Origin of the sequence: Limnohabitans sp. G3-2 (assembly GCF_002778275.1) — a bacterium.
Classification (GTDB): Bacteria; Pseudomonadota; Gammaproteobacteria; order Burkholderiales; family Burkholderiaceae_C; genus Limnohabitans_A.
Map to the genome: position 1 here is coordinate 161,827 of NZ_NESG01000006.1, position 24,683 is coordinate 186,509.

Annotated in this window: 26 protein-coding genes; 11 read left to right on the forward strand and 15 right to left on the reverse strand. The window is 61.4% G+C overall.

The window, feature by feature from the left end:
* Positions 1 to 10: 10 nt before the first annotated feature.
* A complete protein-coding gene (gene xerD / locus B9Z31_RS11105; RefSeq protein WP_100119622.1) occupies positions 11 to 919 on the forward strand; it encodes a site-specific tyrosine recombinase XerD in 909 nt (302 codons plus the stop codon).
* A 585-nt stretch (positions 920 to 1,504) separates the two neighbouring features.
* Here the strand turns inward: xerD and B9Z31_RS11110 are convergent.
* Positions 1,505 to 2,281 carry a ferritin-like domain-containing protein gene (locus B9Z31_RS11110; RefSeq protein ID WP_100119819.1) on the reverse strand — a complete coding sequence of 259 codons (777 nt, stop codon included), beginning with the start codon at positions 2,279 to 2,281 and terminating at the stop codon, positions 1,505 to 1,507.
* An 86-nt stretch (positions 2,282 to 2,367) separates the two neighbouring features.
* Between B9Z31_RS11110 and B9Z31_RS11115 the strand changes: the two genes are divergently transcribed.
* Both B9Z31_RS11115 and B9Z31_RS11120 read left to right on the forward strand, forming a co-directional pair.
* Entirely contained in the window at positions 2,368 to 2,892 is a 525-nt protein-coding gene (locus B9Z31_RS11115; protein WP_100119623.1) for a gamma carbonic anhydrase family protein, read from the forward strand.
* A gap of 80 nt (positions 2,893 to 2,972) precedes the next feature.
* Positions 2,973 to 3,959, forward strand: coding sequence for an Hsp33 family molecular chaperone HslO (locus B9Z31_RS11120; protein ID WP_100119624.1), 987 nt, complete (start codon positions 2,973 to 2,975; stop codon positions 3,957 to 3,959).
* A gap of 774 nt (positions 3,960 to 4,733) precedes the next feature.
* Here the strand turns inward: B9Z31_RS11120 and B9Z31_RS11125 are convergent.
* Genes B9Z31_RS11125 through B9Z31_RS11155 form a run of 7 tightly spaced genes read right to left on the reverse strand, consistent with a single transcriptional unit; the run spans position 4,734 to position 10,413 of the window.
* Positions 4,734 to 5,402: an AAA family ATPase gene (locus B9Z31_RS11125; protein ID WP_100119625.1), complete on the reverse strand. Its 669-nt coding sequence runs from the start codon at positions 5,400 to 5,402 to the stop codon at positions 4,734 to 4,736.
* Positions 5,399 to 5,983 carry a nicotinamide riboside transporter PnuC gene (pnuC, locus tag B9Z31_RS11130; protein ID WP_100119626.1) on the reverse strand — a complete coding sequence of 195 codons (585 nt, stop codon included), beginning with the start codon at positions 5,981 to 5,983 and terminating at the stop codon, positions 5,399 to 5,401. Before pnuC ends, B9Z31_RS11125 begins: the two co-directional genes overlap by 4 nt.
* Positions 5,980 to 6,255, reverse strand: coding sequence for a cell division protein FtsB (gene ftsB, locus B9Z31_RS11135; protein WP_100119627.1), 276 nt, complete (start codon positions 6,253 to 6,255; stop codon positions 5,980 to 5,982). Before ftsB ends, pnuC begins: the two co-directional genes overlap by 4 nt.
* A gap of 12 nt (positions 6,256 to 6,267) precedes the next feature.
* Entirely contained in the window at positions 6,268 to 7,554 is a 1,287-nt protein-coding gene (gene eno / locus B9Z31_RS11140; RefSeq protein WP_100119628.1) for a phosphopyruvate hydratase, read from the reverse strand.
* Between the two features lie 51 nt (positions 7,555 to 7,605).
* Positions 7,606 to 7,893 (reverse strand): DUF1330 domain-containing protein, encoded by a 288-nt coding sequence (locus tag B9Z31_RS11145; protein ID WP_100119629.1) that lies wholly within the window; start codon positions 7,891 to 7,893, stop codon positions 7,606 to 7,608.
* A complete protein-coding gene (gene kdsA / locus B9Z31_RS11150; protein WP_100119630.1) occupies positions 7,890 to 8,744 on the reverse strand; it encodes a 3-deoxy-8-phosphooctulonate synthase in 855 nt (284 codons plus the stop codon). Before kdsA ends, B9Z31_RS11145 begins: the two co-directional genes overlap by 4 nt.
* A 22-nt stretch (positions 8,745 to 8,766) precedes the next feature.
* Positions 8,767 to 10,413, reverse strand: a complete 1,647-nt coding sequence (locus B9Z31_RS11155; RefSeq protein WP_100119631.1) for a CTP synthase — start codon at positions 10,411 to 10,413, stop codon at positions 8,767 to 8,769.
* A 77-nt stretch (positions 10,414 to 10,490) separates the two neighbouring features.
* On the opposite strand from B9Z31_RS11155, the gene coaBC reads away from it, so the two are divergent.
* Together coaBC and dut are read left to right on the forward strand one after the other, a co-directional pair.
* Positions 10,491 to 11,714 (forward strand): bifunctional phosphopantothenoylcysteine decarboxylase/phosphopantothenate--cysteine ligase CoaBC, encoded by a 1,224-nt coding sequence (gene coaBC, locus B9Z31_RS11160; protein ID WP_100119632.1) that lies wholly within the window; start codon positions 10,491 to 10,493, stop codon positions 11,712 to 11,714.
* A gap of 2 nt (positions 11,715 to 11,716) precedes the next feature.
* Positions 11,717 to 12,166, forward strand: coding sequence for a dUTP diphosphatase (gene dut / locus B9Z31_RS11165; protein ID WP_100119820.1), 450 nt, complete (start codon positions 11,717 to 11,719; stop codon positions 12,164 to 12,166).
* A 27-nt stretch (positions 12,167 to 12,193) separates the two neighbouring features.
* Here the strand turns inward: dut and B9Z31_RS11170 are convergent, their stop codons facing one another.
* Positions 12,194 to 12,727, reverse strand: coding sequence for a peptidylprolyl isomerase (locus tag B9Z31_RS11170; RefSeq protein ID WP_100119633.1), 534 nt, complete (start codon positions 12,725 to 12,727; stop codon positions 12,194 to 12,196).
* Positions 12,728 to 12,793: 66 nt separating this feature from the next.
* On the opposite strand from B9Z31_RS11170, the gene B9Z31_RS11175 reads away from it, so the two are divergent.
* Entirely contained in the window at positions 12,794 to 13,930 is a 1,137-nt protein-coding gene (locus tag B9Z31_RS11175; RefSeq protein ID WP_100119634.1) for a JmjC domain-containing protein, read from the forward strand.
* A 183-nt stretch (positions 13,931 to 14,113) separates the two neighbouring features.
* Positions 14,114 to 14,290 carry a hypothetical protein gene (locus B9Z31_RS15550; RefSeq protein WP_199174483.1) on the forward strand — a complete coding sequence of 59 codons (177 nt, stop codon included), beginning with the start codon at positions 14,114 to 14,116 and terminating at the stop codon, positions 14,288 to 14,290.
* A gap of 89 nt (positions 14,291 to 14,379) precedes the next feature.
* Here B9Z31_RS15550 and bamC read toward each other — a convergent pair whose 3' ends face one another.
* The 4 genes from bamC to B9Z31_RS11200 form a co-directional block, all read right to left on the reverse strand.
* Entirely contained in the window at positions 14,380 to 15,426 is a 1,047-nt protein-coding gene (gene bamC, locus B9Z31_RS11180) for an outer membrane protein assembly factor BamC (protein ID WP_199174491.1), read from the reverse strand.
* An 89-nt stretch (positions 15,427 to 15,515) separates the two neighbouring features.
* Positions 15,516 to 16,412 carry a 4-hydroxy-tetrahydrodipicolinate synthase gene (gene dapA / locus B9Z31_RS11185; RefSeq protein WP_100119635.1) on the reverse strand — a complete coding sequence of 299 codons (897 nt, stop codon included), beginning with the start codon at positions 16,410 to 16,412 and terminating at the stop codon, positions 15,516 to 15,518.
* A gap of 86 nt (positions 16,413 to 16,498) precedes the next feature.
* Positions 16,499 to 17,068 (reverse strand): bifunctional 2-polyprenyl-6-hydroxyphenol methylase/3-demethylubiquinol 3-O-methyltransferase UbiG, encoded by a 570-nt coding sequence (locus B9Z31_RS11190; RefSeq protein WP_100119636.1) that lies wholly within the window; start codon positions 17,066 to 17,068, stop codon positions 16,499 to 16,501.
* A 276-nt stretch (positions 17,069 to 17,344) separates the two neighbouring features.
* Positions 17,345 to 18,556 (reverse strand): MFS transporter, encoded by a 1,212-nt coding sequence (locus B9Z31_RS11200; protein ID WP_100119638.1) that lies wholly within the window; start codon positions 18,554 to 18,556, stop codon positions 17,345 to 17,347.
* Between the two features lie 121 nt (positions 18,557 to 18,677).
* Between B9Z31_RS11200 and B9Z31_RS11205 the strand changes: the two genes are divergently transcribed.
* Positions 18,678 to 20,660, forward strand: a complete 1,983-nt coding sequence (locus tag B9Z31_RS11205; RefSeq protein ID WP_100119639.1) for a DNA topoisomerase IV subunit B — start codon at positions 18,678 to 18,680, stop codon at positions 20,658 to 20,660.
* A gap of 86 nt (positions 20,661 to 20,746) precedes the next feature.
* Positions 20,747 to 23,110, forward strand: coding sequence for a DNA topoisomerase IV subunit A (gene parC / locus B9Z31_RS11210; protein ID WP_100119640.1), 2,364 nt, complete (start codon positions 20,747 to 20,749; stop codon positions 23,108 to 23,110).
* Positions 23,111 to 23,227: 117 nt separating this feature from the next.
* Here the strand turns inward: parC and B9Z31_RS11215 are convergent, their stop codons facing one another.
* Positions 23,228 to 23,503 (reverse strand): plasmid stabilization protein, encoded by a 276-nt coding sequence (locus tag B9Z31_RS11215; protein ID WP_100119641.1) that lies wholly within the window; start codon positions 23,501 to 23,503, stop codon positions 23,228 to 23,230.
* Between the two features lie 22 nt (positions 23,504 to 23,525).
* Positions 23,526 to 23,798 carry a prevent-host-death protein gene (locus B9Z31_RS11220; RefSeq protein ID WP_100119642.1) on the reverse strand — a complete coding sequence of 91 codons (273 nt, stop codon included), beginning with the start codon at positions 23,796 to 23,798 and terminating at the stop codon, positions 23,526 to 23,528.
* Between the two features lie 224 nt (positions 23,799 to 24,022).
* On the opposite strand from B9Z31_RS11220, the gene vapB reads away from it, so the two are divergent.
* Together vapB and B9Z31_RS11230 are read left to right on the forward strand one after the other, a co-directional pair.
* Positions 24,023 to 24,256, forward strand: a complete 234-nt coding sequence (gene vapB, locus B9Z31_RS11225; RefSeq protein WP_100119643.1) for a type II toxin-antitoxin system VapB family antitoxin — start codon at positions 24,023 to 24,025, stop codon at positions 24,254 to 24,256.
* Positions 24,256 to 24,666, forward strand: a complete 411-nt coding sequence (locus B9Z31_RS11230; protein ID WP_100119644.1) for a type II toxin-antitoxin system VapC family toxin — start codon at positions 24,256 to 24,258, stop codon at positions 24,664 to 24,666. The genes vapB and B9Z31_RS11230 overlap by 1 nt, the downstream gene beginning before the upstream one ends.
* Positions 24,667 to 24,683 lie beyond the last annotated feature (17 nt).

Here is a 24,683-nt window from a genome sequence, read left to right on the forward strand (position 1 = left end):
TCCTTCGTCCATGCACGAGGCCAGCCAGAACGCCATCGACCGCTTTGCCGAGGCCCTCTGGCTGGAGGACGGGCTGGCCGCCAACACCTTGGCGGCCTACCGCCTCGATTTGTCGCTTTACGCCACCTGGTTGTTTGTAACGCACAGGCTGGCGCTGGCGGCGAGCCAAGAACACCACCTGCAGTCGTACTTTGCTGAGCGGCATGGGCAGACCAAGGCCACCTCGGCCAACCGCCGGCTCACGGTGTTCAAGCGTTTTTTCAGATGGGCCTTGCGCGAGCGCCTCATCCAAGCCGATCCCACTTTGCGCATGCTGGCCGCCAAACAGGCCCTGCGCGTGCCCAAAACCTTGAGCGAGGCACAGGTCGATGCGTTGTTGTCCGCGCCCGATGTCAGCACGCCTTTGGGTTTGCGTGACCGCGCCATGCTGGAGTTGATGTACGCCAGCGGACTGCGTGTGAGCGAGTTGGTGAGCCTCAAAACCTTGCACGTCTCGCTCCACGAAGGCGTGCTGCGCATCATGGGCAAAGGCAGCAAAGAGCGTTTGGTGCCTTTTGGCGAAGAAGCGCGCGACTGGTTGCAGCGCTACATGGGCCAAGCCCGGTCGGCCATGCTGGGCCCACGCCAGACCGAAGACCTGTTTGTCACCACCAGTGGCACCACACCCGGCAGCGCCATGTCCCGCGTGATGTTTTGGAGCCTGGTCAAGCGCTACGCCATCGACGCTGGCATCACCGCCCCTTTGTCGCCCCACACCCTGCGCCACGCTTTTGCCACGCATTTGCTCAACCATGGGGCCGACTTGAGGGCGGTACAGATGCTGTTGGGGCATGCCGACATCTCCACCACCACCATTTACACCCATGTGGCCCGAGAGCGCCTGAAAACGCTGCACGCGCAGCACCACCCCAGAGGCTGATGCGTCTGCTTTCCATCTGGGAGGCCGCCCCTGTGGCCAAAGGATGGCTCAGTCTCAGCATGCATTCGCGAGCAGGGGCTCGCTCCCACATTGGAATGGGCCTGGGTATTTTGTGGGAGGCCGCCCCTGCGGCCGAAGGTGGGTTCACCTACAGGTTTCATTCGCGAGCAGGGGCTCGCTCCCACAAGGGGCACACTCCCTCAGGGGGTCATTTCCACAGGGGCTCATTCCCATAAGGGTTTCACTCCCAAAGTGGCCTGCTCCCACATTGGCATGGGCTTTGGTGTTGTGTGGGAGGCCGCCCCTGCGGCCGAAGGTGGGTTCACCTCCAGCTTTCATTCGCGAGCAGGGGCTCGCTCCCACAGAGGCACCCTCCCACAGTGGTTCACTCCAACAGAGGCCTGCTCCCACATTGGCATGGGCTTTGGTGTTGTGTGGGAGGCCGCCCCTGCGGCCGAATGTGGGTTCACCTACAGCTTTCATTCGCGAGCAGGGGCTCGCTCCCACAGAGGCACACTCCTACAGGGGCTCACTCCCACAAGAGATCGCTCACAAAGGGGTTCACTCCCACAGGCGCGGGTGTGCTCAGCTCAAAGCGGCCAACTCTGCTTCGTCAAAACCTGCCAGCCGCCGGGCGGCCATGTTGAAGGGCGGACGCAGTTTGGGGGCCTCGTATTGGGCGATCAATTCGGCATAGGTGCTGACCGGCTCCAAGCCGCGTTGTTCGCACACATGGCGGTACCAGCGGTTGCCAGCAGCCACGTGGCCAATTTCGTCTTGCAAAATGATGTCCAGGATTTCACCCGCTCTGTGGTCGCCCACACTGACCAGTTTGTTTTTCACGCCCGGTGAGGCGTCCAGGCCCCGCGCTTCCATGGTGCGCGGCACGATGCCGATGCGGGCCAGAATGTCGTTCTGGGTGCGCTCGGCCATGTCCCACAAGGTGTTGTGGGCAGGAAAGTCACCGTAGTCAAAGCCCAGGCTCAGCAGGTGTTGGCGCAGCAGGCCAAAGTGCTTGGCCTCCTCTTGGGCAATGCGCACCCAATCCGTGTAAAAAGCCTCGGGCATGCCCGCAAAGCGCCACACCACGTCGAGTGCCAGGTCGATGGCGTTGAGCTCGATGTGCGCGATCGAGTGCACCAGCATGGCCCGGCCCTCGGGCGTGGCCATGGATTTGGCTTTGAGCTGGGTGTGCGGCACCAGCAGCGGGCGTGCTGCACGGCCCGGGCCTGCAGAAGGGGCGCTCAGGTTCTCGAGCGCGCCCACGGGCAAGCTCAGGTCCAGGGCCAATGTGGCCTGGGCTTTCAGGTTCGGGTCGGTTTGCGCCCAGGGGATCAGGGCGGCGGAGCGCAAGGTGTGCATGGCGATCACTGGCTGCGCCCACAGCAGGGGGTGGGCATCCCTACAATTGTAGGTTTTCAAGAAAACCCAACCGACAGGAGACCGCCATGGCCATTTACCAATTGGATGATCAAACCCCCGATGTGGCCGACAGTGCCTGGGTGGCCGAGAACGCGCAGGTCATGGGCGCGGTCAAGATCTCGGCCGATGCCAGCATCTGGTTTGGCGTGACGGTGCGTGGTGACACCGAGACGATTGAGATCGGTGAGGGCAGCAACATCCAGGACGGCAGCGTCATGCACGCCGACCACGGCAAGCCAATCAAGGTCGGCAAACATGTGACGGTGGGCCACATGGTCATGCTGCACGGCTGCACCATCGGTGACGAGTCGCTGATCGGCATTGGCGCGGTGGTGCTCAATGGTGCCAAAATTGGCAAAAACTGCCTGGTGGGAGCGGGTTCGCTGGTGACCGAGGGCAAGGAATTTCCCGATGGCTCGATGATCATGGGCACCCCTGCCAAGGTGGTGCGCGCCTTGACCCCCGAGCAGATTGAGGGCCTGCGCCAAAGCGCCCAGCATTACGTCGAGAACGCCCGTCGTTTCAAAACAGGCTTGAAAGCCATTTCCTGAATGCGTTGTGGACCCTTTGTGGGTCCGCCGCGAACGTTTTAACCACCGAGGATCGGCCCTGTGGGGCTGTTGATTGAACTTTGTCCGAACTCCATAAATTCATTTTCGAAGGCCTGCCGGTGCGCGGCATGTTGGTGCGTCTGACCGATGCCTGGCAAGACATTCTGGCGCGCCGCGCTGCCAACTCCGAGACGGGCGCTTACCCTGCACCTGTGCGCCAGTTGCTCGGAGAGATGGCCGCAGCGGGCGTCTTGATGCAGGGCAACATCAAGTTCAATGGCGCTTTGGTGCTGCAGATTTTTGGGGATGGTCCGGTCAAGTTGGGTGTGGTCGAAGTCCAGCCCGACTTGAGCTTGCGGGCCACCTGCACCCAAGTGGGCGAGGTGGCCGACAACGCCACCCTGAGCCAGATGGTCAACGTGAACAACGAAGGGCGTTGCGCCATCACCCTGGACCCGCAAGACCGTTTGCCCGGCCAGCAGCCTTACCAAGGCGTGGTGCCGCTGTTTGGCGATCGGGGCGAAAAACTGGAAAACATCAGCGAGGTGTTGGAGCACTACATGTTGCAGTCCGAGCAACTCGACACCGTGTTGGTGCTGGCGGCCGACGACAAAGTGGCGGCGGGCTTGCTGATCCAGCGCCTGCCCATCGAAGGCGAGGGCAATCTGGCCGGTCAAACCGATTCATTCCTGCGCGAGTCGGTGCTGGGCCAGAGCGAAGATTTCAGCCGCATCTCGATCTTGACCAAGAGCCTCAAGCGCGAAGAGTTGTTGGGCTTGGACGCCGAAACCATCTTGCACCGTTTGTATTGGGAGGAGCCCCTCGCGCGGTTCGAGCCCTTCATCGGCGAGACTGGCCCGCGTTTTGCCTGCCGGTGCAACCGCGAGCGCGTGGGCAACATGATCCGCAGCCTCGGCACCGAAGAGGTGGAGGGCATCATCGCCGAACAAGGTCAGGTGGAAGTGGGCTGCGACTTTTGCGGTGCGCAATACCGTTTTGACCCGGTGGACGCGGCGGGCCTGTTCACAGGTTTGCCCGCTGACGTGCCCGGCGGCTCGGTCCACTGAATTCTGGTGGGAGCGAGCCCCTGCTCGCGAATGATCGCTCGGGTGCGACAAAGATTCGGCCGCAGGGGCGGCCTCCCACAAGGGGAGCCGCTGAGCGTCAACCGAATTCTGGTGGGAGCGAGCCCCTGCTCGCGAATGATCGCTCGGGTGCGACAAAGATTCGGCCGCAGGGGCGGCCTCCCACAAGGAGCGCCGCTCAGCGTCAACCAAATGCTTGTGGGAGCGAGCCCCTGCTCGTGAATGATCGCTCGGGTGCGACAAAGATTCGGCCGCAGGGGCGGCCTCCCACAAGGGGAGCCGCTCAGCGTCAACCGAATGCTTGTGGGAGCGAGCCCCTGCTCGTGAATGATCGCTCGGGTGCGACAAAGATTCGGCCGCAGGGGCGGCCTCCCACAAGGGGAGCCGCTCAGCGTCAACCGAATGCTTGTGGGAGCGAGCCCCTGCTCGCGAATGATCGCTCGGGTGCGACAAAGATTCGGCCGCAGGGGCGGCCTCCCACAAGGCGAGTCGCGCAGCGTCCACCGAATTCTTGTGGGAGCGAGCCCCTGCTCGCGAAGGATCGCGCTGCCGCAGCAGAGATTCGGCCGCAGGGGCGGCCTCCCACCAGGCGAGTCGCTCAGCGTCCACCGAATTCTGGTGGGAGCGAGCCCCTGCTCGCGAATGATCGCTCGGGTGCGACAAAGATTCGGCCGCAGGGGCGGCCTCCCACAAGGAGAGTCGTGGAGCGTCCACCGAATTCTGGTGGGAGCGAGCCCCTGCTCGCGAAGGATGGCGTCAGGTGGGGCGCTTGGCCAGCAGCCTGGTGAACAGTTGGTGTTCACAGACCGGGTCGCTGCACGCGTTGCATTGCCACACGGTGCGCCCCTCGTTGATGGCGAACTGGGCATTTTCCCTGGTCATGCGGGCTGCGTCGTCTTCGCCAGGCTGCCCCAGAGCCAGCAGGGCGTTGTTCAGCCGCTGCTGGCCTTGCCCGTAGACCACCCGGTAGGCAATGCCTGCACGCTCGAGCGCACGTCGCACCAGGGTGTCGACCGGGCCACGCACCTGCGGGCCGTCCCGTTGCCAGCCATCGGCCACCCAAGGCAAATCGAGGCCGGTCACCAAAGTCTTGTCGAAAAGCGCTTGGTGCGCCAATGCCATGGCGTAGAGACTTTCATCGCCAAACAAGAGGTGGCTGTAGACCGCTGTCATGAGGGGCGTGGTGTCTGAAATCACCACGCCTTGCCGGATGCGCATCACCGCTTGGGCCTGGGCCTGGGCAATGTCACTTTGTTCGTGGGCCAGCGGCGTTCGGCCTTCACGCGCACACCAGTGGCGCAACACCTCCTCGACCGCATGGACGGTGTGCCCACGCGAACGCATCACACCTGCCAAGGCCTGGGTCAAGCCAGATTTTCCGGTGCTCTCTGCGCCCAGAATGGCGATGCGCTCAATCGGGCTCATGCGAGCGATTCAGCCGCTTCGAGGGCCAGGCTTCGTCGCCAGGACCGCCAACCCCAAAGGCTCATGGCGGTGAACAGGGCGTACAAAACGCAGGTCAACCACAGGCCTTTGTGGGCAAACAAGGCCACGCTGATGGCATTGACCACCACCCAGACCAGCCAGTTTTCAAGGTATTTGCGCCCCAACAGGACTTGCCCGACCAAACTCAGGGCTGTGGGCAGTGCATCCCACCAGGCCACATCGCTGTCGGTGAAGCGTTGCAGCAGCACAGCCAGTGCAGGCCAAAGCGCGGCGCTGCAGACCAGCACCACCCCCCAGCCGCGCCAAGACAGGCGTTGAACAGCGATGGCCGCTTGGGCGTCATCTGTTCTGCGAAGCCACTGCCACCAACCCCACAGGGAAATGGCCACAAAAACCAGTTGCAGGCCCGCCTCGCCGTACAGCAAGCTGTCCTTGAACACAAAGAAATACAGAATGGCGCTGGCGATGGACAGTGGCCAGCCCCAATGCCACTGCTGGATGTTGCAAACCACCATGGCCAGGCCGAGGACAAAACCTGCGATCTCGACCGGGGACATCATTTGGCGATTTGAACGAAGATCTCGTTGGGTTTGACCATGCCCAGCTCATGCCTTGCACGTTCCTCGACCATGTTCAGGCCTTCCTTGAGGTCATTGACCTCGGCGCTGAGTTGGTCAATTTTGCGGTGGGCTTTTTCGTTCTCGGCCTTTTGCTCTTGCAAAGACCGCTCGAGCTCGGCAACGGTGGACACGCCGCCTTTGCCCAACCAAAGTTGGGCTTGGACGATCACCAGCAAGGCGACCAACACGATCGGAACGAGGCGGTTGCCCATGGCTGTGCCGGCTTAGCGTAGGTTGTAGAAGGCCGCGCGGCCAGGGTACACCGCCACTTCGCCCAAGTCTTCTTCGATGCGCAGCAGCTGGTTGTACTTGGCCATGCGGTCCGAGCGGCTCATCGAGCCGGTCTTGATCTGGCCCGCGTTCAAACCCACAGCGATGTCGGCGATGGTGCTGTCTTCGGTCTCGCCCGAGCGGTGTGAGATGACGGCGGTGTAACCGGCGCGCTTGGCCATTTCGATGGCTTCGAAGGTTTCGGTCAGGGTGCCGATCTGGTTGATCTTGATCAGGATCGAATTGGCGATGCCCTTGTCGATGCCTTCTTTGAAGATTTTGGTGTTGGTCACAAACAGGTCGTCACCGACGATTTGCACGTTCTTGGCCAAGCGGTCGGTCAGCACTTTCCAGCCGTCCCAGTCGCCTTCGGCCATGCCGTCTTCGATGCTGATGATGGGGTACTTGTCGCACCAAGTGGCCAGCATGTCGGTCCACTGCTCAGACGTCAGGCTGATGCCGCCTTCACCGGCCAGCACGTACTTGCCGTCTTTGTAGAACTCACTGGCGGCGCAGTCCAGGCCAATGGCGATTTGCTCGCCCGCGGTGTAACCGGCAGCAGCGATCGCGTCCAGCACCATCTGGATGGCCGCTTCGTGGCTGTCCACGTTGGGGGCAAAGCCGCCTTCGTCGCCCACGGCAATGCTCATGCCTTTGTCGTGGATGATTTTCTTGAGCGCATGGAACACTTCAGCGCCCCATCGCACCGCTTCGCGGAACGACGGTGCGCCCACGGGGATGATCATGAACTCTTGCAGGTCCAGGTTGTTGTTGGCGTGCGCGCCACCGTTGATGACGTTCATCATGGGCACGGGCAGCTGGTTGCCGTTCATGCCGCCAAAGTAGCGGTACAGCGGCAGGCCCGATTCTTCGGCCGCGGCGCGGGCCACGGCCATGGACACGGCCAGCATGGCGTTGGCACCCAAGCGGCTCTTGTTGTCGGTGCCGTCCAGGTCGATCAGGGTGCGGTCCAAAAAGGCCTGCTCGGAGGCGTCCAGGCCCAGCACGGCTTCGGAGATTTCGGTGTTGATGTGCTCGACCGCTTTGAGCACGCCTTTGCCCAGATACCGGCTCTTGTCGCCGTCACGCAGCTCGATCGCTTCGCGGCTGCCGGTGGAGGCGCCAGACGGCACAGCGGCGCGGCCCATCACGCCCGATTCCAACAGCACGTCGCATTCGACGGTGGGGTTGCCACGGCTGTCGAGGATTTCACGGCCGACGATGTCAACGATTGCACTCATGTTCAGACTCTCTCAAATTGAAAAATAAAAACCGGTTGGGGGTCCAAGGCGTCAAACACCTTCGACCACGACCATGCGCATGATGGCCGCACCTGCACGGGCCTCACGGGCTTTGAGGTACTCGGGCACTTCATAAAAGGCCTTGGCGGCTTCAAAGGTCGGAAATTTCAAAATCACGATGCGCTCGGGCGACCAGTCGCCCTCCAGCACTTCGACTTTTCCGCCACGCACGCAGACTTCAGCGCCCGTGGATTGCATGGCGGCGGTGGACCACTTTTTGTACTCTTCGTACTGGGTGGGGTTGGTCACTTGGACGTTGGCGATGATATAGCCGCTCATGCGAAGTTGTCCTCGAGGAAGGGGTTCTTTTTGGTGACGGCATCGAGCTGCACCAGCGTCTCGAGCAAGGCCTTCATTTGGCCCAGCGGCACGGCATTGGGGCCGTCAGACCAAGCCTCTGCGGGCTTGGGATGGGTTTCCATGAAGAGGCCCGCCACGCCCACGGCCACGCCTGCGCGGGCCAGCACCGGTACCATCTCGCGCGCTCCGCCGCTGCTGGTGCCTTGGCCACCGGGTTTTTGCACCGAGTGGGTCACGTCAAACACCACAGGCGCGCCGGTTTTGCGCATCTCGGCCAGGCTGGTCATGTCGGCCACCAGGTTGTTGTAGCCAAAGCTCACGCCGCGCTCACACGCCAGGAAATTGTCTTCGGGAAGACCGGCTTCACGGGCCGCGCTGCGGGCTTTGTCGATGACGTTCTTCATGTCCCAGGGCGCCAAAAATTGGCCCTTCTTGATGTTCACCGGCTTGCCCGATTGGGCCACGGCGCGGATGAAATCGGTCTGGCGGCACAAAAAGGCCGGGGTCTGCAGCACGTCAACCACGCTGGCCACGGTTTTGACCTGTGATTCGTCGTGCACATCGGTGAGGATGGGCACGCCGATCTGGCGGCGCACCTCCTGAAGGATTTTCAGGCCCGCATCCATGCCCACACCGCGCTGGGTGCTGCCCGACGAGCGGTTGGCTTTGTCGAACGAGCCTTTGTAGATGAGCGGGATGCCCAGGGCCGAGCAAGCCTCATGCAGGCGACCCGCCACTTCGATGGACATCTCCAGACCTTCGATGGAGCAGGTGCCCGCGATCAAAAAGAAGGGCTGGTTCAGGCCAACGTCAAATCCGCTAAGTTTCATGGCTGTCCTTCGTGCGGGTGTTTCAGGCGGCCGCTTTGTGCGAAATCGCCGCCTTGACGAAGGCATTGAACAGGGGGTGGCCATCCCAAGGGGTGGACTTGAACTCGGGGTGGAACTGAACGCCCACATACCAAGGGTGCACGGTTTGCGGCAGCTCGACGATTTCGGTCAGCTGCTCGCGCTGCGTGAGCGCCGAGATCACCAGGCCCGCTTTGCGCAGGTCGTCCAGGTAATTGACGTTGGCTTCATAGCGGTGGCGGTGGCGCTCGGTCACCACGTCGCCATAAATTTGGTGGGCCAAAGTGCCCTTGGCCACATCGGAGCTTTGTGCGCCCAAGCGCATGGTGCCGCCCAGGTCGGAGTTGGCATCGCGCACCTGGATGGAGCCATCTGCGTCTTTCCATTCGTTGATCAGGGCGATCACGGGGAAGGGCGTCTCGGGCTCGAACTCGGTGCTGTTGGCGTCCTTCATACCCGCCACGTGGCGCGCGTACTCGATGGTGGCGACCTGCATGCCCAAGCAAATGCCCAAGTAAGGCAGCTTTTGGGTCCGGGCGAATTGGGCGGTTTCGATCTTGCCCTCCACGCCGCGCTTGCCAAAACCACCGGGCACCAGCACGCCGTCGTAATGGGCCAGGCTGGCCACGGTCTCAGGGGTGATGGTTTCGGAGTCGATGTGCTCGATCTTCACGCGCACATGGTTGCGCATGCCGGCATGGCGCAGCGCTTCATTGACCGATTTGTAACTGTCCGACAACTCGACGTATTTGCCGACCATGGCAATGGTCACTTCGCCTTTGGGGTTGGCGGTCTCGTACACCAAATCGTCCCAGCGCTTGAGGCTGGCAGGCGGCGTGTTCAGGCGCAGCTTGTCGCAGATCAGGCCGTCCAGCCCTTGCTCGTGCAGCACGCGTGGCACTTTGTAGATGGTGTCCACATCGGGCATGGAGATCACGCCCCAGCTTTGCACGTTGGTGAACAGCGAAATTTTGTCGCGCTCGTCGTCCGGAATATAGCGGTCGGCACGGCACAGCAGGGCGTCGGGCTGGATGCCGATTTCGCGCAGTTTTTGCACCGTGTGCTGGGTCGGTTTGGTTTTGAGTTCGCCCGCCGTGGCAATCCAGGGCAGGTAGGTCAGGTGCACAAAGGCGGTGTTGTTGGGCCCCAAGCGCAGGCTGAGCTGGCGCACGGCTTCCAAAAAGGGCAAAGACTCGATGTCGCCCACGGTGCCGCCGATCTCGACGATGGCCACATCCACCGCTTCGGGGGTGCCAAAGCCGGCACCGCGCTTGACGAAGTCCTGGATCTCGTTGGTGACGTGGGGGATGACCTGCACGGTCTTGCCCAGGTAGTCACCACGGCGCTCTTTCTCGAGCACGCTCTTGTAGATCTGGCCGGTGGTGAAGTTGTTGGCCTTCTTCATCCGGGTGTTGATGAAGCGCTCGTAGTGGCCCAAATCGAGGTCGGTTTCTGCGCCGTCGTCGGTCACAAACACCTCGCCGTGCTGGATCGGGCTCATGGTGCCGGGGTCCACATTCAGGTAGGGATCGAGCTTGATGAGGGTGACGGAGAGGCCGCGCGATTCAAGGAGGGCGGCGAGCGATGCGGAGGCGATTCCCTTGCCCAGGGAAGACACCACACCGCCGGTGACGAAGACGAATTTGGTCATGTCCAAGACGGGAGCTTTCAGCCCCCGGTAGGTGGAAATCGTGATTATAGACAGTCACGTCTGCTACATTCCCCGGCATGAGCACATTGGCTGGAAAACACATCGTTCTGGGCTTGTCGGGCGGCATTGCGGCCTTCAAGTCGGCTGAACTCTGCCGCGCCTTGGTCAAGGCGGGCGTCACCGTACAGGTCGTGATGACCGAGGCCGCCGAACAATTCATGACGGCGGTCACCTTGCAAGCCCTGTCGGGCCGGCCGGTGTACACCTCGCAGTGGGACCCGCGTGAGGCCAACAACATGGCCCACATCAACCTGAGCCGCGAGGCCGACGCCATTGTGGTGGCCCCGGCCAGCGCCGACTTCATGGCCAAGTTGCTGCACGGCGGCGCCGACGAACTGCTCAGTCTAATGTGCCTGGCACGTCCACTGGAGAAGGTGCCGCTGATCGTGGCGCCGGCCATGAACCGCGAAATGTGGTCCAACCCCGCCACCCAGCGCAATGTGGCGCAACTCAAAGCCGACGGCATTCACGTGCTGGATGTGGGGCAGGGCGACCAAGCCTGCGGCGAAACCGGTGACGGGCGCATGCTCGAAGCCGAAGAAATCCTGGAAGAGCTCGAAGCGTTTTTCAGCCCGCAGGTGCTGGCGGGCCAGCAAGTGCTGGTCACGGCGGGCCCAACCTACGAAGCCATTGACCCGGTGCGCGGCATCACCAACTTGTCCAGCGGCAAGATGGGCTTTGCGATTGCCCGGGCGGCCCGCTTGGCTGGGGCCAATGTGACCTTGATCGCTGGCCCGGTGAGCCTGGCCACGCCGCGCGGCGTGCGGCGCGTGAACGTGCGCTCCGCCCGCGACATGCTTGAAGCCGTGCAAGGCCATGTGCCCGAGCGGGGCGTGTTCATCGCCACCGCGGCGGTGGCCGACTGGCGCCCGGCCAACGCGGCCGATCAAAAAATCAAGAAAGACGGTTCAGGGCAGACGCCCGAGCTGGCCTTTGTCGAGAACCCCGACATTTTGGCGACCGTGGCCCAGTCGGCTGCGGCGCAAAAAGGCGAGCTGTTTTGTGTGGGTTTTGCGGCAGAAAGCCACGACCTGCTGGCGCATGCCACGGCCAAGCGCGCGCGCAAACAGGTGCCGCTGCTGGTGGGCAACATCGGCCCGGCCACGTTCGGGCAAGACGACAACGCTTTGCTGCTGGTGGACGCCCAAGGCGCCCGAGAACTGCCGCATGCCAGCAAGCAGGTGCTGGCCATTCAACTCATTGAAGACATTGCCCGGCGGCTGGGCGGAGAACAAGCATGACCATGGACATTGACGTCAAGATCCTCGATGCGCGCATTGCCGCGCAAATGCCCACCTACGCCACGCCCGGCAGTGCGGGCTTGGACCTGCGCGCTTGCCTGGACGCGCCGCTGGTCTTGGCGCCCAACGCCTGGCAACTGGTGCCCACGGGCATGGCCATCCACCTCAAGGACCCTGGCTACGCGGCCATGCTCTTGCCGCGTTCGGGCTTGGGCCACAAGCACGGCATCGTCTTGGGCAATTTGGTGGGGCTGATCGACAGCGATTACCAAGGACAGCTCATGGTCAGCTGCTGGAACCGCAGCGAGGTGGCCTTCACCATCGAACCTTTGGAGCGCATCGCGCAGATGGTGATCGTGCCTGTGGTGCAAGCGCGCTTTCACGTCGTGAGCGAGTTCGGTGCTGCGACCGAGCGCGGTGAGGGCGGTTACGGCTCCACAGGCCAAAAATAAGCGCCTGGCAAGGCGCTGTCAAAGGGCTCAGTGCAGGGTGGGTCCAGCGGCTGAGCCTTCGTCGCCCACCTCGATTTTGAAAAAGCCGGTGCCGCAGCTGCCGCTGCCCACTTCGGCCTCGGTCGGCTCGCGCACCGATTCGACCTTCAGGTGCAGGCGCAGCGCAATGCCCGACAGTGGGTGGTTGGCGTCCAGCACCACGTGCTCGGGGTAGATTTCGGTCACGGTGTAGAGGGCGTTGCGCGGCGCGTCCGGGTTGCACCCCTCTGGCAAAGCAGTGCCTTCGATCGTGAGGCCGGGCTCGAGCCCTTCTGGGAACAGGGCCAGCGGCTCCAAAAACAGCAGGTTTTCATCGAAGTCGCCAAAGGCGTCTTCGGGCTCCAGGTGCAAATCGACCTTGGCGCCACGTTCGTGGCCTTGCAGGGCTTCTTCGATCTTGGGCAGCAGGTCTTGTCCGCCAATGAAAAATTCCACGGGTTCGTCCAGCGTGTCCAGAACTTCGCCCAGCGTGTCTTTGAGTGTCCAGGTCAGTGCGACCACAGAAGGTGTCTTGATTTCCATACGACAATTGTCGCAGTTTGGCGGCCACTTTTTGGCCGCTTTGGTTTTGAGATGCGAGAACCCGAGATGAACACAGAACAACCCTTGGCGCTGCTGGGCGGCTTGACACCCAGTCAATTCATGCAGCGCCATTGGCAGAAAAAGCCTTTGTTGGTGCGCCAAGCCATCCCCGGTTTTACGCCTTGCGTGGGGCGTTCAGAGTTGGTGGCTTTGGCAGGGCAGGAGGGGGTGGAATCGCGCTTGATCGTGGACTCTCCCAAGGGTTGGAAGATGAAGCATGGGCCATTTGCGAAGCGCAGTTTGCCGCCCTTCGCTCAGAAAAAATGGACTTTTTTGGTGCAGGGCGTGGACTTGCACCACGATGGCGTGCACGCGCTGATGCAGCAGTTCCGTTTTGTGCCCGATGCGCGCTTGGACGATGTGATGATCAGCTACGCCACCGATGGCGGTGGCGTGGGGCCACACTTTGACAGCTATGACGTGTTTTTGCTGCAGGCCCATGGCCAACGCCGTTGGCGCATTGGTCGCAACAGGGACTTGACGCTGCAATCGGGCGTGCCGCTCAAAATTTTGCAAAACTTCGAGGCCGAAGAAGAGTTTGTGCTGAACCCGGGGGACATGCTGTATTTGCCCCCCAAATACGCACACGACGGCGTGGCCGAGGGGGAGTGCATGACCTGGTCCATCGGTTTCAGGGCGCCCCAAGAAGGCGAGTTGGCGCGGGAGCTGCTGCTCGGCTTGGCCGATGAGGCGTTCGACGGTGTGGGGGAGGCCATTTACCGCGATCCTCGCCAGCCCGCAGTGATGTCTTCGGCGGCTATACCGCCCTCTTTGGCTCTCTTTGCACATCAAGTGGTCGATAAAGCGCTCAAAAATCCGGATTTGCTGGACAGTTTGCTGGGTGAGTACCTGACCGAGCCCAAAGCCCATGTGTGGTTTGAGGGGTCTGAAAACGCGCCTGATTTGTCAAAAGGGGTTCACCTCGATCGCAGAAGCAAAATGATGTACGACGAGCGGCATGTGTTCATCAATGGGGAAAGCTTTCGAGTGGGGGGCAGGGATGCCCGTTTTTTGCGTCAACTGGCTGATAACAGGTCTCTTTCTGCCTCATCTTGCGCTAAGTTGAGTGAATCTGCGCAAGAGGCATTGCGCGACTGGATGTCGGCGGATTGGTTGAAACCCGCTCAGGACTTACCCCAGTGAGGGGTTTTTTGAAGGTTTCGCGTCAGTTTGGTGCGTTTTGTTTCTAAGGGGCCTAGGGAAAACGATATAATCCAGCGCTGAGTGCAGAAGAGCTCGAGTGCTTTTGTCTCGGTTCAAGTTTTCTTGAATCAGAATTCGACAATTTCCGGAAATTGTTTTTTAACCCCTACAAGGAAAATCATCATGAACAAGTCCCTCGTTTTGGCCGCCATCATCGCTGCTGCTGCTTTGTCCGCTTGCGGCAAAAAAGAAGAAGCTGCTGCTCCAGCCGCTCCTGCTCCTGTGGCTGCTCCAGCACCTGCTGCTGACGCTTCTGCTGCTCCTGCAGCTCCAGCTGCTGACGCATCTGCCGCCAAGTAATATTTGGCCGCTTTCCCGGTCTTGGCCGGGACTGCAAGAAAAAACCCCGCATGGCGGGGTTTTTTTATTGGTCAGAGAGATGGCTCGGGTCAGCGCAACTCGTTGGCCAGCAATTTCAAAATGCGCTCGGCATTGCCGGATGTTTCGGGCTGGCCATTGGCGTCCAGCACACGAACCCAACTGGCATTGCCTTTTTCGGTCAAGGCGATGCGGTAGCGTGACAAAGCGGCTTCTTCTTTTTTGCTGCTGAAAATGCGGGCAAAAAAGCCCGGCTCTTGGCCAGCGGCGGTACCGGGCGCCACGTAGCGAACAAAGTAAATGCCTTTGGAGCGGTCGCGGTCTTCGACGGTGAAGCCCGTGCGGTCCAAGGCCACACCGGTTCGGCGCCAAGCGCGGTCCAGGCTGTCAGTGATCTGGATGGTGGGTTGGCCTTCGACCGTGGTCACGCTGGCTGTTTGCGCATGGGCAGCCGATGCCGTGGCGGATTTCGCCGCTTCAGGGGACGCGCCCAGCTTGACCATCAGACGGCGCAAGAATTCGATTTCGAGTTCAGGATCGCCGGCACGGGGTTGCCAGACGGTTTGGTCTTTTTGTGCGTTGGCGTAATTCTCGGCCATGCCGCGGTGTGTGATGTAGATCTCTACGCCGCCTTGCGCATGGCGTTCAACACGGGTGCGGAACTTGTCACGCTCACCCGAGGAATACAAGGAGTCCAGCACTTTGCCCAAGGTCTTGCGGATGAAATCTTGTGGAATTTTGGCCCGGTTTTCAGCCCAGTCCGTTTCCATGATGCCCACGTCAGGCGCGTCAGTGATCAGGACAAAACCGTTGCTGGTCCAGAATTCGCGCAGCGGTTCCCACACTTTGTCTGCTGGGCGTAACACCACCAACCAGCGTTGGTTGCCTTGGCGCTCCATGCGCACATCGCCCACAACGTTGGCCGCCGTGCCGGCGTCGGCCACCCGAGCGCCAGCACTTTGGAAACCCGAGGCGGTGGCCGAGTTGCTTTCGATGGCGTAGCGCGAGTCTTTGCGCAATTGCGTCAGGTCGGGAGGAATCTCCAAGGTGGGGGCCTTGGCGGCGCTTTTGTAGTCAATTTTGTCTTCTTCGAAAACAGAGCAAGCACTGACCAGCATGGCCAAAGCGGCGACCACCGCCGTGCGATGAACCGTTGTGGAAGACAGGGGGCGATGGGGCAATTTCACAGGCAATCCTTAGGTGGAAATCAAATCAGACCACTGGCCTTGAGCGCGGCCTCAACTGCTGGGTGCTGAGACTCGGACAGTTCGGTCATGGGCAAGCGCAGCTTGGGTCCGCACAGGCCCATGCGGTTCATGGCCCATTTCACGGGGATGGGGTTGGCTTCAACAAACAGGTTTTTGTGCACAGGCAACAACTGGAACTGGATGCGCATGGCTTCTTGGACTTGGCCTTGGGTGGCGGCCACGCACAATTCGTGCATGAGGCGTGGGGCCACATTGGCCGTCACGCTGATGTTGCCGGCACCGCCACACAACATGAGGGCCACGGCCGTGGCGTCATCGCCCGAGAACACCGCGAAGGACTTGGGCAGATCGCGGATCAGCCATTGGGCGCGTTCGATGTTGCTGGTGGCTTCCTTGATGCCGATGATGCCGGGCACTTGGGCCAGGCGCAAAACCGTGTCGTGCTGCAAATCGGCCACGGTGCGACCGGGCACGTTGTAGAGGATGACGGGCAAGCCAGGCACAGCTTCTGCAATGGCCTTGAAGTGCTGGTACAGGCCTTCTTGGGTGGGTTTGTTGTAGTAGGGCACCACCTGCAATTGGGCATCGGCCCCCACTTTTTGAGCAAACTGGGCCAATTCAATGGCTTCTGCCGTGGAATTGGCACCGCACCCTGCAATGATGGGAATGCGTTTGGCCGCTTGCTCCACTGAGACGCGAATGATCTCGCAATGCTCGTCCACCGTGACGGTGGGGGATTCGCCAGAGGTGCCGACGACCACAATCGCATCGGTGCCTTCGGCCACATGCCAGTCGATCAGTTTTCGCAAAGTGGGGTAATCCACTTGGCCGTCTTCGAGCATGGGGGTGATCAGGGCAGGGATGCTGCCTTGGATGGGGCGAGATTCGGAGGTCATTTCAGTGGTTTCTGAACATAAAACAACCATTCTAACGAGTGCGAACGGTTTTCAGGCTTTGGAATGGGCGGGAATGTGTCCCGATGTCACGGTGCCGCTTGCGTCAAGTCGGTCTGGGCTTTCAAGGCCCAGCGGGCTGCAACACCCGTGTCGTGGGGTCGAACAGCCACGATGCGCTGCACAAAGCGCTCTGGTGAGGCTTCGAACCCCTCTTCGTACGCCACCACATGCATGCCTTGGGTGACCCGGAGCAACTCGCCCGCTTGCAGCAAAAAGTCGGGCCGAGAGGGTTTGCCCACGGTCTCGTTGCCCGCTGCAAAGGTTTCGTAAATCAGCACGCCACCCGGGGCCACGCTTTGCACGATGACGGGCATCAGGTCGCGCCAAAGGTAATTTGTCACCACCACGCCGCCAAATGTCTGGCCGGGGAAGGGCCAAGGGCCGTTTTCTATGTCGGCGCAGCTGACGCTCCCATAGGCTTGGGCCATTGACACCGCATCGGGGTTGCGATCAACGCCCCAAGCGGTGTGTCCTTGTGCGGCCAAAAAACGCATGTGTCGGCCTGCCCCACAAGCCACATCCAAAACGTGGCTGTGGGGCGCGATCAAATGCGCCCAGCGTTGCAGCCAAGCTGAGGGGTTTTCGGTGCCGTGCATGGTTTTCCTCTTGAATTTAGAAACAAGCCCACAGTTGTTCGGCCAGCATGATCACCAGATCGGGCTGGGTATAAAGCCAGAAGGTGATGGCCAGCAGGAGAGCGGCCACGATGCCAAGCCCGGATTTTTTGTAAAGTGCTCTGGGGGCAGTCGCCCCTGCGGCCCAAGGGGGTGTCAGGCGAGAGGCTTGACAGGGCGTTGGAGCTTGGCTTGCATGCCCGAGCAGGGGCTCGCTCACACGGGTTGGGTGAGGCGGGCTGTCAGGCAGGTTGGCGCTCATGCTGCTTGGGGTGCGTGGCGCTGAATGGGGGCCTCGCGCACCGGCAGATTCACCAGCGCAGCCAACACGCCCAAAGCAATGGCCAGGTACCAGACGATGTCGTAGCTGCCGGTCTTGTCGTACAAATAGCCGCCCAGCCAGACGCCCATGAACGAGCCAATCTGGTGGCTGAAGAAAATGAAGCCGCTGAGCATGGACAGGTGTGAAATGCCAAAAATTTGGGCCACCGCCGCGTTGGTGACGGGCACCGTGGACAACCAAAGCATGCCCATGACCCCAGAGAAGAGGTAAACACTGGTGGGCGTGAGCGGGGCCAGCAAGAACAGCACAATCGCCACCGAGCGGGCGATGTAAATGAAAGCCAAGATGTTTTTCTTGGGCATTTTCTGACCCAAAGTGCCCGCGATGTACGTGCCAAACACGTTGAACAAGCCGATCAAGGCCAAAGCGTTGCTGGCCACCTGAGGCGCCAGGCCGTGGTCTTTCAGGTAGCTGGGCATGTGCACGCCAATGAACACCACTTGGAAGCCGCACACAAAATAACCGGCCATCAGCAGCTGAAAACTGGGGTACTTGAAGGCTTCTTTCAAAGCCTGGGCGATCGTTTGGTCTCGCTGGACTTGGCCGGGTGCGTTCAGAGCCGGTTCGCGCAGACCCCAAGCCAGCGGGATGATCAGCATGGCTGCGGCGGCCAAGATGACCAAGGCGGTTTGCCAGCCCATTTGGCTGATCAGCAAGCCCTCGACGGGCACCATCAAAAACTGGCCGAAACTGCCCGCCGCAGCCGCCACGCCCATGGCCCAAGAGCGGCGCTCGATGGGCACGTTGCGACCAATCACGCCGTAAATGACCGCGTAGGTGGTGCCCGCTTGGGCCGTGCCGATGATCACCCCGGTAAACAAGGCAAACATCCAAGGGTCGGTGGCCCAGGCCATGCCCAGCAGGCCCACGGCGTAGACCACGGCGCCCACGGCAATCACGCGGAAGGCACCGAACTTGTCGGCCACCATGCCCGCAAAAATGCCCATGAAGCCCCAGGAGAGGTTCTGAATGGCCATGGCAAAGCCGAACTCTTGGCGGCCCCATCCTTGGGCTTGGGTGATGGGCTGAAGCCACAGGCCAAAGCCGTGTCGAATGCCCATGGACAGGGTGACGATGGCCGCGCCGCAAAGCAGCACTTGGGTCAGAGAGAGGGGTTTGGGTTGCATCCCCTGACTTTAACCAATGTGTCAACAACGCCGGGTCGCTCACATGCCTGAACGCCGCGCAGATGGCGGCACTGTTTTTGTATCCAGTATTTGGCGTGAAATCCCACTACAATCCGCCACCATGGCCACCCAATCAACTGTCAAAACCTCCAACGAGTACTCTGAAGGCTCGATCCGCGTCTTGAAGGGCCTGGAGCCCGTCAAGCAACGCCCGGGCATGTACACCCGCACCGACAACCCCCTGCACATCATCCAAGAGGTGCTGGACAACGCCGCCGACGAGGCGCTGGCGGGGTACGGCAAAAAGATCAAAGTCATCTTGCACGCCGATGGATCGGTCAGCATCGAAGACGATGGCCGGGGCATTCCCTTTGGCCTGCACCCCGAAGAAAACGCCCCGGTGATCGAGCTGGTCTTCACCCGCTTGCATGCGGGCGGCAAATTCGACAAGGGCAAGGGCGGGGCGTACAGCTTCTCGGGCGGCCTGCATGGTGTCGGCGTGTCGGTGACCAACGCGCTGTCCAAACGCCTGGAAGCCACCAGCTACCGCGAAGGCCAAGTGGCCACCTTGGTGTTTTCGGGTGGCGACGTGAACGAGCCGCTGGTCAAACGCGGCGCAGCTGAGGGCGACCGCAAGCAAGGCACAACCGTGCGCGCCTGGCCCGACGCCAAATATTTCGAATCCAGCGCCCTTCCCATGAACGAGCTGACGCACCTGCTGCGCAGCAAAGCCGTGCTCATGCCGGGCGTGACCGTGACCTTGGTGAATGAAAAAACCAAGGAAACCCAGCAGTGGCAATACAAAGCCGGTCTGCGCGACTACCTGACGCAGACCCTGAACGGCGACCCGGTCATCCCCCTGTTTGAAGGCGAAGGCTTTGCCGACGCCCACCACGACAGTTTTGCCGAAGGCGAGGGCGCTTCGTGGGCCGTGGCCTTCACCGAAGACGGCGCGCCGGTGCGCGAGAGCTATGTGAATTTGATCCCCACCAGCGCGGGCGGCACGCACGACAGCGGCTTGCGCGACGGCTTGTTCACCGCCGTCAAAAGCTTCATCGAGCTGCATGGCTTGCTGCCCAAGGGCGTCAAGCTCATGCCCGAAGACGTGTTCGCCCGGGCCAGCTACGTGCTCTCCGCCAAAGTGCTTGACCCGCAGTTTCAGGGCCAGATCAAGGAGCGCCTGAATTCGCGCGACGCGGTGCGCTTGGTGTCCAGCTTTGTGCGCCCGGCCTTGGAGTTGTGGCTGAACGAGCATGTGGATTACGGCAAAAAACTGGCGGAACTCGCCATCAAAGCCGCGCAAACCCGCCAGAAAGCGGGCCAGAAGGTGGAAAAGCGCAAGAGCTCCGGCGTGGCCGTGCTGCCCGGCAAACTGACCGATTGCGAGAGCAAAGACATCTTGCACAACGAGGTGTTTTTGGTCGAGGGCGACTCGGCCGGGGGCAGCGCCAAAATGGGCCGCAACAAAGAAAGCCAGGCCATCTTGCCCCTGCGCGGCAAGGTGCTCAACACCTGGGAAGTGGACCGCGACCGCCTGTTTGCCAACAACGAAATCCACGACATTTCGGTGGCCATTGGCGTGGACCCGCACGGCCCCAACGACACGCCCGACATGAGCAACCTGCGCTACGGCAAGGTGTGCATCTTGTCGGACGCGGACGTGGACGGCTCGCACATCCAGGTGCTCTTGCTGACTTTGTTTTTCCGCCACTTCCCCAAGCTGATCGAAGCCGGGCACCTGTATGTGGCGCGGCCGCCGCTGTTCCGCGTCGATGCGCCGGCCCGCGGCAAAAAGCCCGCGTCCAAAGCCTACGCGCTGGACGATGGGGAGTTGAGCGCCATCATCGACAAGCTGCGCAAAGACGGTGTGAAAGAGGGCGGCTGGAGCATCAGCCGCTTCAAGGGATTGGGCGAGATGAGTGCCGAGCAGCTGTGGGACACCACGCTCAACCCCGACACGCGCCGCCTGCTGCCCATCGAGTTGGGCCCCTTGGACAACGCGGGCACTGAAAACCTCATGACCCAGCTCATGGGCAAAGGCGAAGCCGCCGCCCGCCGCGAGCTGATGGAACTGCACGGCGACAGCATCGACATCGACGTTTGAATTTCTTGTAGGTCGGAGCTTGAGCTCCGACAAATGTGTGCGCACCCCACGTCGGAGCTCAAGCTCCGACCTACAAAACCATTGACATGACCACTGAGCTCTTAACCCCCGAACCCACCGCCGCGCCTGAAGGCGACCACCTGGGCGCCTACGCCCAGCGCGCCTACCTGGAATACGCGCTGTCGGTCGTCAAAGGCCGCGCCTTGCCCGATGTGTGCGACGGCCAAAAGCCGGTGCAGCGGCGCATTTTGTATTCGATGGACCGCATGGGCTTGTCCTACAGCGGCCCGAACAACAACACCGCGGCCAAGCCGGTCAAAAGCGCCCGTGTGGTGGGCGATGTGCTGGGCCGCTACCACCCGCACGGCGACACGGCGGCGTACGACGCGCTGGTGCGCATGGCGCAAGACTTCTCGCAGCGCTATCCACTGATTGATGGGCAAGGCAATTTCGGCTCGCGCGACGGCGACGGCGCCGCCGCCATGCGTTACACCGAAGCGCGGCTGTCGCGCATCACCAGCTTGCTGCTGGACGAGATCGACATGGGCACGGTGGACTTCATCCCCAACTACGACGGCTCCACCGAAGAGCCGCGCCAGTTGCCCGCCCGATTGCCGTTCAGCCTGCTCAACGGTGCCAGCGGCATTGCCGTGGGCCTGGCCACCGAGATCCCCAGCCACAACCTGCGCGAAGTGGCCGACGCCTGCGTGGCCTTGATCAAAAACGACAAGCTGAGCGACAGCGAGCTGATGGCCATCCTCCCCGGCCCCGACTACCCCGGTGGCGGCCAGATCATCAGCCCGGCCAGCGACATCGCCGACGCTTACCGCACCGGGCGCGGCAGCCTCAAAGTGCGCGCCCGCTGGAAGATCGAAGACCTTGCCCGCGGGCAATGGCAACTGGTGGTGACCGAGCTGCCGCAGGGCGTGAGCTCGCAGCGCGTGCTCGAAGAAATCGAAGAACTCACCAACCCCAAGGTCAAGGCCGGCAAAAAAGCGCTCAGCGCCGATCAGGTCCTGCTCAAAGCCAGCATTCTGAATGTGCTGGACGTGGTGCGTGACGAGTCCAGCAAAGACGCGGCCGTGCGCCTGGTGTTCGAGCCCAAAACCAGCCGCATTGAACAGCAAGAACTCATCACTGCTTTGCTGGCCCACACCAGCCTGGAAACGTCTGCGCCGATCAACATGACCTCGGTGGGCATTGACGGCAAGCCCATCCAGAAGTCGCTGCGCCAGATGCTGGTGGAGTGGATCAGCTTCCGCCAGACCACCATCACCCGACGCAGCCAGCACCGCTTGAACAAGGTGCTGGACCGCATCCATATTTTGGAAGGCCGCCAGCTGGTCTTGCTCAACATCGACGAGGTGATCCGCATCATCCGCCACAGCGACGAGCCCAAGCCCGCGCTGATCGAGGCCTTCCAACTCAGCGACCGCCAAGCCGAAGACATCCTGGAGATTCGCCTGCGCCAACTGGCCCGGCTCGAAGCCATCAAGATCGAGCAAGAGCTGAGCGAACTGCGGGGTGAACAGGGCAAGCTCGAGGAGATTTTGGGCAGCCCCGCCGCGCTGCGCCGTCTGATGGTCAAGGAGATCGAACAGGATGCCAAAACCTTTGCCGACCCGCGCCGCACGCTGATCCAGGAAGAGAAAAAAGCCGTGGCCGAGGTCAAGGTGGTGGACGAGCCCGTGACGGTGGTCGTGTCTGAAAAGGGTTGGGTACGCGCCCGCACCGGCCACGGCCACGACGCCACCAGCTTCGCCTTCAAGGCGGGCGACGGTTTGTATGGCACCTTCGAATGCCGCACGGTAGATACGCTGCTGATTTTTGGCAGCAACGGGCGCATCTACAGCGTGCCCGTGGCCACACTGCCCGGCGCACGCGGTGACGGCCAGCCGGTGACCACGCTGATCGAGCTCGAACCCACCACGCAAATTGCCCATTACTTCGCAGGCCCGGCCCAAGCCACGCTGCTGTTGAGCGGCTCGGGCGGCTACGGCTTCTTGGCTTCGGTCGAGAACATGATTTCCCGCAACAAAGCAGGCAAGGCCTTCATCAGCCTGGGTGAGGGCGAAACCGTCTGCGCCCCCAGCCATGTGAGCGGCAGCAGTGCCACCGTGCCCGCGGACAAACAGCCCATGCCCGCCGCCAACAGTGTGTGCTGTGCCAGCACGGGCGGCCGTGTGCTGAGCTTTGAGATCGGTGAACTCAAAACCATGGAAAAAGGTGGCCGGGGCCTGATGCTCATTGACCTCGAAGCCAAAGACACCTTGGCCGGTGCTGCGGCCTACACGCGCAGCGTCAAGATCGCGGGCATCGGCCGCGGCGGCAAGGAGCGCGAAGAAACGCTGGAGATCCGCAGCCTGAACAACGCCAAAGTGGCGCGCGCCAAAAAGGGCAAAGTCGCCGATTTGGGCTTCAAGCCGAACCGGGTCTCGCGGGTGGAGTGATCCGGGTGGGGTGATGCTTTTTTCAGCACACCCCGCCAGCCCTTGCCGGGCGCGGCTTTGGGGGCTTGTCCCTGCACTTGTCCACAGCTTTGGGCACGGGGTTTGGGGACATTTGTGTCAATAAACCGCGTCGTGGTCACCCACATTGATGGGGATGATGGTCTGATCTTGAATCAGAAGCTCCAAAGTGATGCGGTAAGACAGGTTGATGGACACCGAATGCAGGCCGCTCAGTCGCCCTGACAGGGCATGCAAGCGCAGCGAGGGGTGTTGCGGGTTGAGCTCAAGCAAAGCCAAGGTTTTGGCGTACTGTGAACGAAGCTCGGGATGCCGCCTGATGAAACGCACAGCCCGGCGCATGTAGGCGTCGGTAAAGACCAGTGAGTAGGGCATGCCGTTTGAGCAGCTCGTCGTCTCAGTGCGATGGCTTGCGCAGCAGGGCGTCCAGACGGGCCATGTGGTCTTCGGCGCTTTCTTGTCGGGCTCGGCCAGCGGCCAGGTCGGCCCGGCTCTGCATCAAGGCGGCTTCCAACTCGCATTCGCGCAGGTAGTGGTACTGCGCCATGTCCATCACCACAAACCGGTCTTTGCCCCGCACCGAAATGGTGGCTTCGGTTTGCGCAGTCAAAGCCGACTCGATCGCAGCAATGCCGCGCACTTTGAGATCGTTGGCCGTCAGTTGGGACATGGTGGTGGGCGTGCGTTTTGAAAAAACGTTATTTTCAATGCGGTTAAGCGCATTGTCAATGGTGCGATTGAGGGTGTGCTCAACGATTGAGCACACCCCGCCAACCCTTGCCGGGCGCGGCTTTGGCGGCTTGTCCCTGCACTTGTCCACAGCTTTGGGCACGGGGTTTGGGGATTCTTTGGGTGTTGCCATATACTTATGTCATATCCCAAAATGAGGCCGCCATGACCATCACCACCGTCTTCACCAACAACCGTTCGCAAGCCATCCGACTGCCTGCGGATTTGCGCTTGCCTGAGGATGTCAAAAAGGTGGAGGTGCGTGCCCGAGGTGCCGACCGGATCATCTCGCCAGTGGGGCATTCGTGGGACCAATTCTTCTTGAATGGACCCCAGGTCAGCGAAGACTTTTTGGCAGAACGTGCCTCGCAAACTCAGCCTGAGCGTGAGTCGCTCTGATGTTGAAGTACCTGCTCGACACGAACATCGTGATCTACGTGGTCAAGCGTCGCCCTTTGGAAGTGTTGGCTCAGTTCAATGCCAACGCCGCTCGCATGGCGATTTCGGCGATCACTTTGTCAGAGCTCTACCACGGTGCTGAAAAAAGCGCCAAGGTCTCACAGAACCTGGAAGTGATCGAAGAGTTCGCCAGCCTGCTGGAGGTGCTGCCTTACACCGCCAAAGCTTCGCAGCATTACGGCGCTATCCGAAGCGACCTGGAAAAAGCAGGGCAGACCATTGGGGTCAACGATTTGCACATCGCAGCCCACGCCCGCAGCGAAGGGCTGGTGGTGGTGACCAACAACCTGTCCGAGTTCGCCCGCGTCCCGGGCTTGATGGTGGAGAACTGGGTGGGCTCGTTGAATTGAGGCCCAACCCAGAGCCT